Origin of the sequence: Flavonifractor sp. An112 (assembly GCF_904377885.1) — a bacterium.
GTDB classification, from domain to species: domain Bacteria; phylum Bacillota; class Clostridia; order Oscillospirales; family Oscillospiraceae; genus Flavonifractor; species Flavonifractor avicola.
In genome coordinates this window covers 1-15,105 of record NZ_CAJFGT010000063.1, presented here as the reverse complement: position 1 = coordinate 15,105, position 15,105 = coordinate 1, and the positions used below count along the sequence as shown (strand labels likewise).

Here is a 15,105-nt window from a genome sequence, read left to right as displayed (position 1 = left end):
AAATCCACGAACCGCCGGGCACAGGCGCCCATGGTGCCCACGCCGTAGGGGGATGGCAGCGAAGTGAGGTGCATCAGGATGCCGCCGGTCCGCATAGTTTCACGTCCTTTCCTTCACACTCTCCCCTTCCAAAAAGGTATAGGGGATCAATTCATGGGCGGGCTTCGCTCCGTCCTGAATCTGGTGGATCAGCAGATCCACGCTCCGCTCCGCCAGCCGCTGGGCGTCCTGGCGAACGGTGGTAAGCCGGGGCACCGCGTACCGCCCCAGCACAATGCCGTCGTAGCCCAATATAGAGATATCCTCCGGCACCCGCAGCCCCCGGTCATGGAGGGCCCGCATGGCCCCCAGGGCCTGCACGTCGGACATGGCAAACACGGCGGTCATTCCGGGCAGCTTATCCAGCAGCCGCTCCATGGCGGCGTACCCTCCCGACAGATCGAAGCGGGCGGTCTCATATTGGCCCGCCTCGTCCAGAACCAGTCCCCGGTCGGCAAAGGCCTTCCGCACCCCTTCCAGGCGGGCCTGGGCGGCGTCGGACTGCTCCGCCCGGCCGCCCAGGATACCAATGGTCCGGTGGCCCAGTTCCATCAGCCGCTCCACCGCCCGGCGGGCGCCGTCGGTATCGTCGGTGGAGACGCTGGACAGATTGGGCTGGTCCAGCCCGGCCGCCGAGTTGGTCACCAGCACACATGGGATGGTGATACTGTGAAAGCCGGCCCGGAACAGGCTCAGGTTGCTGCCCAGGAAGAGGATGCCCATGGGCCGCCGCTCCCGGCACACCCGGATGGCCTGATCGATCTCATCGTCATCCTCATCGATGTAGTAGATCAAGCTGGGGTATCCGCTGTCCCGGATACGGGTCTGGATACGCTCCACCAAATCGGCAAAGAGCATATTCTGGGTGCCTTTGACGATAAGTGCCACTCCGCTGCTGGCCTGCTGCTTAAGGTGCTTGGCATTGCTGTTGCGCGTAAAATGGTGGGCCTCCACCACCGCCATCACCTTGGCGCGGGCCTCCTCGGATACGTCCGGGCGGTTGTTGAGTACCCGGGAGACGGTACCCACCGCATAGCCGGACAGCTTGGCGATGTCTTTGATGGTCAAAGAAACTCACCTCTTGTCGGTCTGCGTCTTTTTTATCCCTTGACCGCGCCGGCGGCCACGCCCTTGATGATGTGCTTCTGGCAGGACAGATAGAAGATAACCACCGGGATCACGGCCATAATGAGGGCCGCCATAATGGCGCCCATATCCACCCGGCCATAGGAGCCCTTCATATACTGAATGACGATGGAGATGGTCTTATACTTCTTGATGTCCAGGGTCAGGTAGGGCAGCAGGAAGTCGTTCCAGATCCACATGGTCTCCAGAATACCCACGGAGATGTAGGTGGGCTTCATGATGGGGAGCACCACCGAGAAGAAGGTGCGGATGGGAGAACAGCCGTCGATCATGGCGGCCTCCTCGATCTCGATGGGGATCGACTTGACGAAGCCGCAGAACATAAACACCGCCAGTCCCGCGCCAAAGCCCAGGTAGATGATGATAAGGCCCCAGGGGGTACCCAGGCCCAGCCGATCGGTGACCAGGGACAGGGTGAACATGACCATCTGGAAGGGAACCACCATAGAGAAAACGCACAGGATGTAGATAGCCTTGGTGACCCTGGTTCGCACCCGGGTGATAAACCAGGCGCACATGGAGGTGCAGATCAGAATGACGAGCACCGAGCCCACGGTGATGAACACCGTCCACCCCACCGCTTTCAGGAAGTCGTACTGGTTGATGGCGGTAGCGTAGTTGTCCAGACCAGTAAAGGTGGTCTCATTGGGCAGCTTGAAGGGCTCCAGATTGATGTAGGACTTCTTCTTGAAGGAGTTGAAGAGTACCACCACAACGGGCATCACATAGAAAATACTGATGAAGGTAAACAGGCCGGTGCCCAGCCGGTTCAGCCGCTTTTTCCGGATCATTACTGCTGCACCTCCTTGGAACGGGTGGCTTTCAGCTGGATCAGGCCGATGGCTACCACCAGGATGAAGAAGACCACGGCCTTTGCCTGGCCCACGCCCTCCCAGCCGGTGCGGCCGTAGAAGGTATTGTAGATGTTCAGCGCCAGCATCTCGGACATCTTGGAGGGTTCGCCGGCGGTGAGGGACAGGTTCTGGTCAAAGAGCTTGAAGCCGTTGACCACCGACAGGAAGGTACAGATGGTGATGGAGGGCATCATCATGGGGATGGTGACCTTAAAGAGGCGCTGGGGACCGCTGGCGCCGTCAATGGCAGCAGCCTCCATCACGTCGCCGGGGATGGACTGGAGACCGGCGATGTAGATGATCATCATATAGCCGATCTGCTGCCAGGCCACCAGGATAATGAGGCCCCAGAAGCCGTACCACTCGTTGAGGTTGAGGGCGGTGGCAAAGGGGGCCAGCAGGCCGTTGAAGATCAGCTGCCAGATGTAGCCCAGCACGATGCCGCCGATCAGATTGGGCATGAAGAACACGGTGCGGAAGATATTGGTGCCCCGCAGCTTCTGGGTCAGGGCCAGGGCGATGGTAAAGGCGATTACATTGATGACCACCAGGGAGACCACCGCGAAGAGGGCCGTATACCAAAAGGAATGGAGGAATACGGGGTCCTGGAAGGCCTTGATGTAGTTGCTCAGGCCCACGAAGGTGGCGTCGGTCACAGTGGTGAACTCACAGAAGGACAGCCAGATACCCATAATGAAGGGCACGATGAAGCCAATGGTGAATGCGATCAGAGTGGGCAGCAAAAAGATGGGAAAATACCGCTTGATTGCCTTTTCCAAAGGATCGACCTCCTCTCTCATTGCTCAGAAAGGCAGAGGCAGCGGGCGGACAGAATGCCCGCCCGCTGCCGGTTCAGCAGTTATTTTTGGGGGTCAGTCTCAGCCGTTGACGGCGGCAGCCTCGGAGGCCCAGCCATCCACGAAGGCGGATACCACGGCGTCCCACTTGGCATCGGTCTGGTCAGCGGCATAGGCGGTCAGCGCGGAGCCCACGCCGTTCTTCCACTCCTCGGAGGGCATGGTGGAGAAGTTCCAGGACACGGACTCATAGCCGTCGGCCACATACTGGTTGCCGATGTTGACCAGGGGATTGGTGGACTCCAGGTTGCCCTTGAAGGGGATCACGAAGCCCATACCGGCCTGGCCGGAGGGCATGGCGCCCTCGCCGCCGCACATGGCCTTGGTGCCGGTCTCGGAGGTGACGCACCAATACATGAAGTCCAGGGTGGCCTGGATGTCAGCCTCGGAGGCCTTGGCGTTGACGCACCAGTAGTTCTCAGTACCGGTACACAGGCCCTGCTTCTCTTCGCCTTCCACACCGATGTAGATGGGCAGCATACCCAGGTTGTCGTCGCCCAGCTCGGCCACGTCGTTGTAAGCCCAGGTGCCGTTCTGATAGAACACGGCCTGACCGGTCACAAACTCGGCCACGGCGTCGTCGCCGGTCTTGGTGGACAGCAGCGCAGGCTCACAGGTGGCGTTGTTGATGTACAGATCCCAGATCTGGCGGTAGTTGTCCAGGTAGGTACCCTTGATGGCGTCGGTGTTGTCGATGCCGTCGGCCTTGTACTCATAGTAGATGGGCAGGTTGGCCAGGTGGGTCTTGAAGCGCCAGTCGGAGGAGCCGTCCATACCGGCGGAGGTGAAGGCGGAGAAGCCCAGCTCGTCCTTGCGGGCGGTGATGTCCTCGGCCACCTTCTTCAGGTCGTCAAAGCTCTTGATGTCATCGGCGGTGTAGCCGGCCTGCTCCAGCAGGGCCTTATTGTAGATGATGCCGTAGGTCTCGATGACGTAGCCGATGCCGGCCATCTTGTCCCCGTCCATCAGGGCGAACTCGTCGCTGGACAGCTCGCCGGCCACGGCGGAGCCGGTCAGATCATAGCAGTAATCCTTCCAGGCGGCTAGACCCACAGGGCCGTTGACCTGGAACAGGGTGGGGGCGTCGGTCTTGGCCATCTCGGACTTCAGGGTGGTCTCGTAGTTGCCGGAGGCGGCGGTGAGGACGGTGACCTCCACGCCGGTCTCAGCGGTGTAGAGCTCGGCAAGTTCCTGCCACTGGGCGTCCTGCTCAGGCTTGAAGTTCAGGTAATAGACCTTGCCGCCGGTGGCGTCGCCGCCGCCGCTGGGGGAGGAGTCGCCGGAGGGGGTGGTGTCGCCGCCGCCGCAGCCGGCCAGCATACCGGCCACCATGGTACCGGTCAACGCAAGCGCAAACAGACGTTTCTTCATTCTAAGTTCCTCCTGTCACAGTTGATTCGTGTCTCGGCTGGAAACGTTTCATGGAAACGTTTCCAGCTCCCTGTGATTGAATCTTACTCCTTCCCGCTTCCATTTTCAAGCATCTTTTTGTCAAACTCCCCAATTTCAGCTTTGCGCTTAATTTATACGCTGTTATTTTGTACAATATGCCAAATCGCAAAACCGTTTAGTCCAATTTAAGCAGCTCCATAAGCTTGTCACACCGGTTGTCCTCGGGATGTTCTAATACATGGAGGGCCAGCTTCCGCTGGGCCGCGCCGATCTCCCTGCCCTTTAGACCAAGGGCCGCCAGCTCCCCGCCGGACAGGGCCAGCCGCCGCAGAACCTCCTCCTCCGGGTGGCGCACCCCCCGGCGCAGGGCCCGCTCCACCGGCAGACATTCGATGGGAAATCCGGTGGCGGCGCAGAACCCCCGCCACCGGGGGATGGGTTGGGGAGGCAGCTCCCCCAGACAGGACAGATCAGGGCAGCTGCATACCGGCCACAGGTGGGACAGCAGTCCCCAGCGGAGCAGCTCCCCCGCCCGCTCCGGGTGAGGTGAGAGGAGGATTTTCTCCAGCTCCGCCTTGATCCGTTCCCCTGACACCCGGGCCATCCGCCCGGCATTGCGCCGGATGGCCTCCCCGGTCTCCGGCGCGATGGCAAAGCCCAGCTGGGCGGCAAAACGCACCGCCCGCAGCATTCTCAGCGCATCCTCGGCAAAGCGCCGGTCCGGCTCCCCCACACACCGAATGATCCCGGCGTTCAAATCATCCCTCCCGTCAAAGGGGTCCACTACCTCCCCTTCCGGGCCCAGGGCCATGGCGTTGATGGTAAAATCCCGCCGGGCCAGGTCCTGGGTGAGGCCCACGTCAAACGTCACCCCGTCCGGGTGCCGTCCGTCGGCATACCCTCCCTCCCGGCGGAAGGTGGTCACCTCCACCGGGCCGTCCCCGGTCAGAACGGTAACCGTTCCATGCTGAATCCCGGTGGGGATGGTGCGCTCAAACAGGGCCATCACCTGCTCCGGACGGGCGGATGTACACAGGTCATAATCCCCCGGCGTGCGGCCCAGCAGCAGATCCCGAACGCAGCCACCCACCGGATGGGCAGCACAGCCTGCCTTCCGCAGGATATCCAAGCAATGCTGCACGCCTTCCGGAATCGGCCACTTTTTCATTTTCTCCACCTCCCCCGGTATGTTTGGCTTGCTATTTACCTATAATGGATTATAATATAGTGTTGAACTTTTATCATTATAATCTGTAGAAAAGGGTGTGTAAACCCCATGACCAATCCCAACATTCACGACTATCTGACGCCTGGCCGCAAGGCTCACCTGATCGGCATCGGCGGCGTTTCCATGTCTCCTCTGGCCGAGGTGCTTCACAAGGCGGGTATCCAGATCACCGGCTCCGACATGAGCGACAGTGCTACAGTGGAACATCTCCGCTCCCTGGGTATTCCCGTGGCCATCGGCCACCGTGCTGAAAATGTACGGGGCGCCGACCTGATCATCCGTACCTCCGCTGTTCATGATGACAACCCCGAGATTGTGGAGGCCCACGCGCTGAACATCCCTGTTTTTGAGCGTGCTCAGGCCTGGGGTTCCATTATGAGGGGCTATAAAAATGCTCTGTGCATCTCGGGCACCCACGGCAAGACTACCACCACCTCTATGTGCACCCACATCATCATGGCAGCTCAGATGGACCCCACTGTCATGATCGGCGGCACCCTGCCCCTGCTGGGCGCCGGTTACCGGGTGGGCCACGGGGACACCATTATTCTGGAGAGCTGCGAATACTGCAACTCCTTTCTCTCCTTCTTCCCCACTGTGGCAGTGATCCTCAACATTGAGGCCGATCACCTGGACTTCTTCAAGGACCTGGACGATGTGGAGCACTCCTTCCGGGCCTTTGCCGACCGGGTGCCGGAAAACGGCCTGATCGTGGCCAACGCCGACGACGCCAACACCATGCACACGTTGGAAGGCGAAACCCGCCCTGTTCTCACCTTCGGTCTGGAGGAAGGCGATGTCCACGCCGCTAACCTGACATGGAGTCGGGGGCTGCCCACCTTTGACATCATCTATCGCGGCGAAGTCTTTACCCGGGTAGGCCTGCGGGTCCCCGGAGAACACAACGTGAAAAACGCCCTGGCTGCGGCAGCCGCTGCCATCGCCCTGGCTGTCTCCCCCAAGGCGGTAAGCGAAGGTCTCAACGCATTCCGGGGCGCCGGCCGCCGCTTTGAGCACAAGGGCACTTACAATGGCGCCGAGGTGTACGACGACTACGCCCATCATCCTGGTGAGCTTCAGGCCCTGCTGGCCGCCGCCCGTACCCTGGGTTATGAGCGGATTATCTGTGCCTTCCAGCCCCACACCTACAGCCGCACCAAAGCCCTGTTCGACGACTTTGTTAAGGTCCTGCGTCAGCCCGATGTCACCCTGCTGGCCGAGATCTATGCCGCCCGTGAAACCAACGGTCTGGGCATCTCTTCGCAGGACCTGGCCGACCAGATTCCCGGCAGCATTTACTGCCCCACCCTGGAGGATGTAACCGCCAAACTGAAGGAGTTGGCACAACCCGGTGATCTGATCCTTACCGTAGGCGCCGGCAACATCTATACCGCCGGTGAGGCCCTTCTCCAAAAATGAGCCGTTCTTTCTCTCGCTAAAGTAAAAGAGAAAATTATACCACAAATTTCCGCTGTTGACAAGACTGTTAAAGAGACGTACAATGGTCTTAGTGTCCTGTCCCTTTTGTTCTCTTTTCACAAATATGAATAAGGAGTGGAATCGACATGGAAGAGAAAAAGTACACCTCGATGATCCGTCTGCGGATGTCTGCGAAGGACGCCCACTACGGCGGAAACCTGGTGGATGGCGCCCATATGGTGCATCTGTTCGGCGACGTGGCTACCGAGCTGCTGATCCAGTGTGACGGCGACGAGGGCCTGTTCTGCGCTTACAACAACATTGAGTTCAAGGCGCCTGTGTATGCCGGCGACTTCATCGAGGCCTATGGTGAGATCACTCACATCGGCAACACCTCCCGCAAGATGAGGTTTGAGGCCCGCAAGGTAGCTATCCCCCGCCCCGACATCAGCGATTCTGCTGCTGATTTCCTGGAGGAGCCCATTGTGGTGGCCATTGCTGAGGGCACCTGCGTGACCCCCAAGAAGTGCCAGCGCAAGGAGCATTGATTCCTGCTTACATGAAAAAAGTCCGCCGCGAAGCATTCTTCGCGGCGGACTTTTTTATTGCGAGGCAGGCGTTCCGCTGCGCTCGGCCAGAATACGGGGGAAGAAACGAAGGAACAGAATGGTGGTAACGGTAGCCGCCACAGCATCGGCTATGGGCTCAGACAAGAAGGTAGCCTCCGCCGACACCAGAGCGGGCAGCAGCAGCAGGCAGGCCAGAAAAACCGTCTTACGGAACAGAGAACAGAACAGCGCCAGCCGCACATGACCCAGGGCGGTGGTCTCGTCCACCAGGGGATACTGGACGGCCAGAGGCAGGATCATAGCGGTAAACACCTTGATATAGCCCACTGAGCGGTCAATCAGTTCCGGATTCTGAGTAAAGAGCCGGACAAACACCGGAGACAGGGTGTAGGTCACCACAGTCATCAGGGCGCAGAAGGTCAGGCACAATCCCACAATGGATTTCATGGCCCGCTTGATCCGGGCGACGTTGCCCGCCCCGTAGTTAAAGCTGATCACCGGCTGAGTACCCAAGGTCAGGCCACCCATGGGCATGGTGATGAGAAGCAGATAGCTCTGCACAATGGTGGCGCAGACCACCAGCTTGTCGCCCAACTCTGGGCCGCCGTAGTGCTGGAGCACTGTGTTGAGGACGATGAGCAGCACGCTGTCGGTGGCAATGATCAGGAAGGGGGACAAGCCAAATGTGACGATCCGCATCATGATCTTCCGGTCAAAGCCGCCCCATCGCAGGGGCACCGGCATCTTTTTCCGCAGCAGAGAGCAGAGCACGAAGGCGCAGGAGGCCATCTGGGAGATGACCGTAGCCAGAGCCGCACCCACCACATCCAACTTTAAAACAAAGATAAAAATGGGGTCCAGCACAATATTGAGCACCGCCCCCAGCATCACTGTGGCCATACCCAGGCCAGAATAGCCTTGGGCGATCAAAAAGCTGTTCATGCCGGTGGCCATCAGGGCAAAGAAGGTGCCGGCGGTGTAGATGGTCAAATAAGTATCCGCATAGCCAAAGGTGGCCGGACTGGCGCCAAACCACTGAAGCAACTGCTCCTTAAGCAGCAGGAACAGCCCTGTCAACCCCACCGCCAGTACCAACAGCATGAAGAAGCTGTTGGACAGCACCCGGCTGGCCTCCTTCCGGTTCCCCTCCCCCATCCGCATGGCCAGGATAGGCGAGCCGCCCAATCCCACCAGGGATGCAAAGGAGCTGAGCAGCGTGACGATAGGGCCGCACACACCCACTCCCGCCAGGGCCAGATCCCCGATCTGGGGAATGTTTCCAATGTAAATGCGGTCTACAATGCTATAGAGTACGCTGACCAGCTGGGCCAGCATGGTGGGAATGGCCAGCTTGCACACCAGGCGAAAAACTGGATCATGCCCCAAATCGTTGGTCCGTTTCATCTCGCTCCTCCTTCAGACAGTCCACGGCATTATACCTCTTTTTTCTGCGCTCGTAAAGGGGCTATCCTGTCAAATCACTCCACCTGCCGAAGGTTTTAGCACTCTCTTCATATGAGTGCTAAAAATTCACACTCCGTTCATGATTTTTGTTTTGCAGGGGACTATACTGAGGACAAACAAAAAGCTGCCCCTTGAAAGGAGTGTTTTTTATGAATGCACAGAAATATACCCAGAAGTCTCTGGAGGCCGTCCAGACCGCCCAGAGTCTGGCCACGGAATATGGTAACCAGCAGATCGAGCAGCCTCACCTGCTGCTGGCACTGCTCAGCGACGAGTCCGGCCTGATTCCCCAGCTGTTGGGGAACATGGGTCTCACCGTTCCCTCTTTCACCGCCGCCACCAAGGCGGAGGTGGAAAAACTGCCCCGTGTCTCCGGCTCCGGCCGTGAGCAGGGCAAGATCTATGTGGCTCAGGATGTGGACAAGTGCCTGAATACCGCCGAGTCCATTGCCTCCTCCATGAAGGACGAATATGTCTCGGTGGAGCACCTGCTGCTCTCCCTGATCGACACCGCCAACCGGGAGCTGAAGGAACTCTTCCGTACCTATAACGTCACCAAGGAAGGGGTGCTCCAGGCTCTGACCGCCGTCCGCGGCAATCAGCGGGTCACCTCCGACAACCCGGAGGACACCTACAACGCCCTGAAGAAGTATGGCTCCGACTTGGTGGAGCGGGCCCGGCAGAACAAGCTGGACCCGGTGATCGGTCGTGACGACGAGATCCGCAACGTGATCCGTATTCTGAGCCGCAAGAGCAAAAACAACCCCGTCCTCATCGGTGAACCCGGCGTAGGCAAAACCGCCATCGCCGAGGGCCTGGCCCAGCGAATTGTCAAGGGTGACGTGCCCGGCTCCCTGAAGGACAAGACCATCTTCGCTCTGGATATGGGTTCCCTCATTGCGGGTGCTAAGTACCGGGGCGAGTTTGAGGAGCGGCTGAAGGCCGTCCTCAACGAGGTGAAGAAGTCCGAGGGCCGTATCATCCTCTTCATCGACGAGTTGCACACCATCGTGGGCGCCGGCAAGACCGAGGGCGCCATGGACGCCGGCAACCTGCTGAAACCCATGCTGGCCCGTGGCGAGCTCCACTGCATTGGCGCCACCACCCTCAACGAGTACCGCCAGTATATCGAGAAGGACGCCGCTCTGGAGCGGCGGTTCCAGCCCGTCATGGTCAACGAGCCTACGGTGGAGGACACCATTGCCATCCTCCGTGGCCTGAAGGAGCGCTATGAGGTGTTCCACGGCGTAAAGATCCAGGACGGCGCCATCATCGCCGCCGCTACCCTGTCCGACCGCTATATCACCGACCGTTTCCTGCCCGATAAGGCCATCGACCTGATCGATGAGGCCTGCGCCATGATCCGCACCGAGATCGACTCCATGCCCACCGAGCTGGACATCATCCAGCGTAAGATCATCCAGCACGAGATCGAGGAGGCCGCCCTGAAGAAGGAGGACGACGCCCTGTCCCGTGAGCACCTGGCCGAGATCCAGAAGGAGCTGGCCGAGATGCGGGATAAGTTCAACGCCAAGAAGGCCCAGTGGGAGAACGAGAAGAATGCCATCGGCAAGGTTCAGAAGCTGCGTGAGGACCTGGAGGCTGCCAACGCCGAGCTGGAGAAGGCCCAGCGGCAGTACGACCTGAACAAGGCCGCCGAACTGCAGTACGGCAGAATCCCCGAACTGCGCAAGCAGCTGGAGGCGGAGGAGGCCATTGCCAACGAAGGCAAAGCCCGTTCCCTGCTGCGGGATAAGGTCACCGAGGAGGAGATTGCCCGCATCATCGAGCGCTGGACCGGCATCCCCGTAGCCAAGCTGATGGAGGGGGAGCGCGAGAAGCTGCTCCATCTGGAGGACATCCTCCACCAGCGTGTGGTGGGCCAGGACGAGGCAGTTCGTCTGGTGTCCGAGGCCATTCTGCGCAGCCGGGCCGGTATCGCCGACCCCAACCGGCCCATCGGCTCCTTCCTGTTCCTGGGCCCCACCGGCGTGGGCAAGACCGAGCTGGCCAAGACCCTGGCCGAGGCCCTGTTTGACTCTGAGAAAAACATGGTGCGTATCGACATGAGCGAGTACATGGAGAAATTCTCTGTGTCCCGTCTGATCGGTGCACCTCCGGGATATGTAGGCTATGAGGAGGGCGGTCAGCTCACCGAGGCCGTCCGCCGTCACCCCTACTCCGTAGTTCTCTTCGATGAGGTGGAGAAGGCCCATCCCGATGTGTTCAACATCCTGCTTCAGGTGCTGGACGACGGCCGCATTACCGACAGCCAAGGCCGCACCGTGGACTTCAAGAACACCATCATCATCCTGACCTCCAACCTGGGCTCCCAGTACCTGCTGGACGGCATCGACGCCAATGGCGAGATCACTGAGGAGGCCAAGAGCGCTGTACAGGAACTGCTGCGCCACTCCTTCCGGCCCGAGTTCCTCAACCGTCTGGATGAGATTGTGTTCTACAAGCCCCTCACCAAGGACAACATCACCCACATCATCGACCTGCTGGTAAGCGAGCTCAACCGCCGTCTGGAGGAGAAGCAGCTGAAGGTGGTCCTCACCGATGCAGCCAAGCGCTTCATCATCGACAGCGCCTATGATCCCGCCTTTGGCGCCCGTCCCCTGCGCCGCTTTGTGCAGCACGGGGTGGAGACCCTCATCAGCCGGAAGATCATTGCCGATCAGGTCCAGCCCGGCGACACCCTCACTGTGGACTGTGTCAATGGCGAACTGACCGTGGAGGCCAAGAGCGTCCTCTCCGGCCAGGTGGTGGACCAGGCCTGATCCCTTCCAATCCCAACCAGCCTCTGAACGGGTTTGCTTCCCGTTCAGGGGCTTTTTTTGATAAAATGGAGTGAAACATCGTCAGGTATACCGCCGCTCTGTCGTACTGTTGGGTGAAAGGGGGGAAAGGCATGGATACCACCATGGACCGGGACCGGGAGGCCCAGCGGGTGCTGGACCAGTACGGCAGGCTGCTGCACACGGTGGCGGACGCTCTACTGCCCGGATACCCGGAGGAGGCCGAGGAGTGTGTCCAGGACGCCCTGTGGACCTATGTGGACGGCATTCAAAGGTGGGACCCCACCAGGGGCAGCGAAAAAACCTATCTCTGCGTACTGGTCCGCAGTCGGGCCAAGGACCGCCGCCGCAGGCTGGCCGCCCGGCGGGAGGACTCCCTGGAGGAACACCAGGGGACCCTGTGGGCAGAGGACCACGCCGAGCGCTCCGCCCTTCGGGACGGTGTCCGCCGTGTTCTGGAGGCCTTGGGTCCTGAGGAACGGAGACTCTTTACCCTGCGGTTTCTCTACCAATGGCCCTCCGCAGAGATTGGGAAAACACTGGGGCTGTCCCCCAACGGGGTGGACGCCCGGGTGACCCGCCTGCGCAAGAAGCTGAAGCGGCTGCTGGCCCAACAAGGGCTGGGCTGGGCCGGAAAGGAAGATGCACCATGAAACGCTATCACTGGGATCAACTGCTGGATGAAAACGATCTTATGGATCTCACGGAGGAAGCCATGACCTCTTCAGCGGCACGGCCAATTCCCTGGCGTCGGCTGGGGACCCTGGCGGCCTGTCTGGCACTGATCCTGTGCCTGACCAACTACCAAGCCCTGGCCACTGGGGTACAAACCCTCATCCGCTATTTCTCCGGGGTGGGAGCGGCAGAAACAGGGGCGGATCTCCGCATCCAGGATGGCGAGCTGGAATTTGAGCTCAGCGGCCGCACCTATCTCATCTCCGGAGCCTACGCCCGGGACGGCTTCCTCTTTGTCCCCCTGGAGGTGGTCTCCCGCTCGGAGGAGCGTCTCAATGGCAAAAACCACCAAAATCTGTATGTCAAGATGGAGGTCAGCCAGGAGGGCCAGGCCCTGGCCGGCAGCAATCCCTTCCTCAGTCTGTCGGACAATGGCTCCTACTCTACGGGACAATATACCGCCCTGACCCGCAAGCGCATCTCCTTCTCCCCTCTGCAAGAGGATCAATATCTGGGTTGGCGCTATCTGCCGGAGGGCTATCAGACCTACGCCCAGGCCGTCTTTACCTATGAAGCGGCAAATCCGGACGGCAGCTATACCCTGCGGGTGGAGGACTACCTGACCGACCAGGTCCGGGAGGTGGATCTGACCCTGGCCCCTCCGGAGGAAATCGCGGCAATCTGTGAACAGCGTACCGTGGGCGAGGTCCGGATCACTGCCCTGGTCTCAGCGGACGGCCGCCGCCTGTCCCTATACGGCACGATGGCCAAGGCTGAGGAGTGGTGGAAGTCTCTGGTGGAATTGCAGGCCGAGTACATCTATGGGGTCCAGTTCACGGAGGCGGACGGCACCTGCCATCAGGGTATCCCCCGCCGTCCGGGCGGCATGGATGGGGCAGGATATCCCCAGGAGATCCTGCTCACTCAGGATACAGGCCCTATCACCGCCGTGCACATCCAGCGCATCTATTACGCCTATGACGATATGGACGAGGGGCTGGTAAGCCAGTGGGCGGACCTGGACTGGAGCATCCCCCTGCCCTAGCCTCCCAACAAAAAACGACCGCCTTTCGGCGGTCGTTTTTGTATTTACCGTTTTCCGTGGATCAGGGGGGACAGGGGCTTGTAGATCAAGAAGCAGATCACCGCGTCCAGCAGACCCTTCAGCAGGGTAAAAGGAGCATTGAACACCACAAGGCACTCCAGCAGGCCGTTGGTGGAGGGACGGATGGCCTGATACATCTCGATGATGGTATCGATGGGCATAAAGTTGGAGTAAATGGGGTAGGTAATATAGTAGTTCAGGGGGATGGACAGCAGGGCCATGATGATCGCACCCACCAGAGCGCCCAAAATGGCGGTCTTGCGGGACTTGTGGAGCTGGTAGAGCAGGCCCGCCGGGAACACAAAACAGGCACCCAGCAGGAAGTTGCACAGCTCACCGGCACCGCCGGTGGTGGTGATAAGCAGGTGGAGCAGGTTCTTCACCAGGCACACCACCACACCGTACACCGGTCCCAGGCCGAAGGAAGCCAGCAGGGCGGGCAGCTCGGACACATCCATCTTTACAAAGCTGGGGATGATGGGGAGAGAAAACTCCAGGAACATCAGCACAAAGGCCACGGCGGAAAACATGGCCGTCACCGTAACGGCGCGAGCCCCCACCCGCCGCCGGGCGGAAACAGAATTGGTCATAACAAAACACTCCTCATTACCGGATCTGCTGAACCAAACTGCCGTTCAGAGTTCCATGCAATGGGAGCGTGCCAATGTACCACACGTCTTCTTCCATCCAGACTTCGCACATTGTGCGTCACTGTCGGTCCCGGAGTTCCACCGGGTCGGCCAAAACGGCTCGCGGACTTTACCGCCGATCGGGATTTTCACCCTGCCCTGAAGACAGTCATTCAGTTGTCATCCCCTATTATACACATTCCAACACAATTTGCAACTGCTTTCTAAGACAAAAACAAATGTTCGATTTTTATTGACTTCCAATAGGGAATCGTTTACAATATGGGCAGCATCAAACTGCGGAGAGGGGTTGGCTATGAGACGGGACATCAGTTGCTGCTTTACCGGGCATCGGCCGGAAAAGCTGCCCTGGGGTGAGGACGAGCAGGACCCCTCTTGCCTGGAAATCAAGGATAAGCTGGCCGCGTCGGTAGTGCGGGCCTATGAAGCCGGATACCGACATTTTCTGTGCGGCATGGCCCGGGGCGCTGACTTTTACTTCTGTGAGGCTGTGCTTGCTCTGCGGGAGCAGATGCCCGATGTCACGCTGGAAGCGGTTATTCCCTGTGAGGAGCAGGCCGCCCGCTGGAGCGAGCGGGACCGGGACCGGTATTACGCACTGGTGGAAGCCTGCGATGGGGAGACCATGGTGCAGCGCCGCTATGACAAGGGCTGTATGCTCCGCCGTAACCGCTATCTGGTGGATCACGCCGCCCGGCTTATCTCCATCTACAATGGAATGCTGGGGGGCACCATGTATACCATCAGCTACGCCATGAAGCAGGAGCTGGAACTGGATATTATCTATCTGTAAAAATCAGGGCCGGACAAATAATGAGGTGTGATAGCGATAGCGGCAAAAAGCTAATAAAATCAATGGTTTTGCGGACAGCGGATAGACAGGGAATGTGTTAAAAACTGAATACG

The 15,105-nt window shown here is 59.6% G+C and carries 13 protein-coding genes and 1 riboswitch; of the genes, 6 read left to right on the top strand and 7 right to left on the bottom strand.

Going from position 1 to position 15,105, the window contains the following annotated elements; translation table 11 throughout:
- Positions 1–99 precede the first annotated feature (99 nt).
- The 5 genes from IHN22_RS09855 to IHN22_RS09835 all read right to left on the bottom strand — a co-directional run bounded on the left by IHN22_RS09855 (position 100) and on the right by IHN22_RS09835 (position 5,456).
- Positions 100–1,107 carry a LacI family DNA-binding transcriptional regulator gene (locus IHN22_RS09855; protein ID WP_191435054.1) on the bottom strand — a complete coding sequence of 336 codons (1,008 nt, stop codon included), beginning with the start codon at positions 1,105–1,107 and terminating at the stop codon, positions 100–102.
- Between the two features lie 32 nt (positions 1,108–1,139).
- Positions 1,140–1,976 (bottom strand): carbohydrate ABC transporter permease, encoded by an 837-nt coding sequence (locus IHN22_RS09850; RefSeq protein WP_191435053.1) that lies wholly within the window; start codon positions 1,974–1,976, stop codon positions 1,140–1,142.
- Positions 1,976–2,818 carry a carbohydrate ABC transporter permease gene (locus tag IHN22_RS09845; RefSeq protein WP_191435052.1) on the bottom strand — a complete coding sequence of 281 codons (843 nt, stop codon included), beginning with the start codon at positions 2,816–2,818 and terminating at the stop codon, positions 1,976–1,978. The genes IHN22_RS09850 and IHN22_RS09845 overlap by 1 nt, the downstream gene beginning before the upstream one ends.
- A gap of 99 nt (positions 2,819–2,917) precedes the next feature.
- Positions 2,918–4,267, bottom strand: coding sequence for an ABC transporter substrate-binding protein (locus tag IHN22_RS09840; protein ID WP_087188216.1), 1,350 nt, complete (start codon positions 4,265–4,267; stop codon positions 2,918–2,920).
- Between the two features lie 196 nt (positions 4,268–4,463).
- Positions 4,464–5,456 (bottom strand): CCA tRNA nucleotidyltransferase, encoded by a 993-nt coding sequence (locus IHN22_RS09835; RefSeq protein ID WP_191435051.1) that lies wholly within the window; start codon positions 5,454–5,456, stop codon positions 4,464–4,466.
- A gap of 108 nt (positions 5,457–5,564) precedes the next feature.
- Here IHN22_RS09835 and murC point away from each other — a divergent pair, with 108 nt between their 5' ends.
- Both murC and IHN22_RS09825 read left to right on the top strand, forming a co-directional pair.
- Positions 5,565–6,935: a UDP-N-acetylmuramate--L-alanine ligase gene (gene murC / locus IHN22_RS09830; RefSeq protein WP_191435050.1), complete on the top strand. Its 1,371-nt coding sequence runs from the start codon at positions 5,565–5,567 to the stop codon at positions 6,933–6,935.
- Positions 6,936–7,081: 146 nt separating this feature from the next.
- Positions 7,082–7,483 carry a hotdog fold domain-containing protein gene (locus IHN22_RS09825; protein ID WP_087389483.1) on the top strand — a complete coding sequence of 134 codons (402 nt, stop codon included), beginning with the start codon at positions 7,082–7,084 and terminating at the stop codon, positions 7,481–7,483.
- A 54-nt stretch (positions 7,484–7,537) separates the two neighbouring features.
- On the opposite strand, the gene IHN22_RS09820 is transcribed toward IHN22_RS09825, so the two are convergent.
- Positions 7,538–8,908, bottom strand: coding sequence for an MATE family efflux transporter (locus IHN22_RS09820; RefSeq protein ID WP_191435048.1), 1,371 nt, complete (start codon positions 8,906–8,908; stop codon positions 7,538–7,540).
- A gap of 209 nt (positions 8,909–9,117) precedes the next feature.
- Between IHN22_RS09820 and clpB the strand changes: the two genes are divergently transcribed.
- The 3 genes from clpB (at position 9,118) to IHN22_RS09805 (ending at position 13,489) form a co-directional block, all read left to right on the top strand.
- Complete coding sequence (clpB, locus tag IHN22_RS09815; protein ID WP_191435046.1) at positions 9,118–11,751, top strand: ATP-dependent chaperone ClpB; 2,634 nt, start codon at positions 9,118–9,120, stop codon at positions 11,749–11,751.
- A gap of 131 nt (positions 11,752–11,882) precedes the next feature.
- A complete protein-coding gene (locus tag IHN22_RS09810; RefSeq protein ID WP_191435044.1) occupies positions 11,883–12,422 on the top strand; it encodes a sigma-70 family RNA polymerase sigma factor in 540 nt (179 codons plus the stop codon).
- Positions 12,419–13,489 carry a hypothetical protein gene (locus tag IHN22_RS09805; protein ID WP_191435041.1) on the top strand — a complete coding sequence of 357 codons (1,071 nt, stop codon included), beginning with the start codon at positions 12,419–12,421 and terminating at the stop codon, positions 13,487–13,489. The genes IHN22_RS09810 and IHN22_RS09805 overlap by 4 nt, the downstream gene beginning before the upstream one ends.
- A gap of 44 nt (positions 13,490–13,533) precedes the next feature.
- On the opposite strand, the gene IHN22_RS09800 is transcribed toward IHN22_RS09805, so the two are convergent.
- Complete coding sequence (locus IHN22_RS09800) at positions 13,534–14,139, bottom strand: ECF transporter S component (RefSeq protein ID WP_087389478.1); 606 nt, start codon at positions 14,137–14,139, stop codon at positions 13,534–13,536.
- Positions 14,140–14,220: 81 nt separating this feature from the next.
- Positions 14,221–14,349: riboswitch (FMN riboswitch) on the bottom strand.
- A 145-nt stretch (positions 14,350–14,494) separates the two neighbouring features.
- Here IHN22_RS09800 and IHN22_RS09795 point away from each other — a divergent pair.
- On the top strand, positions 14,495–14,992 hold the full coding sequence (locus IHN22_RS09795; protein WP_087188207.1) for an SLOG family protein: 498 nt from the start codon (positions 14,495–14,497) through the stop codon (positions 14,990–14,992).
- Positions 14,993–15,105: the final 113 nt, after the last annotated feature.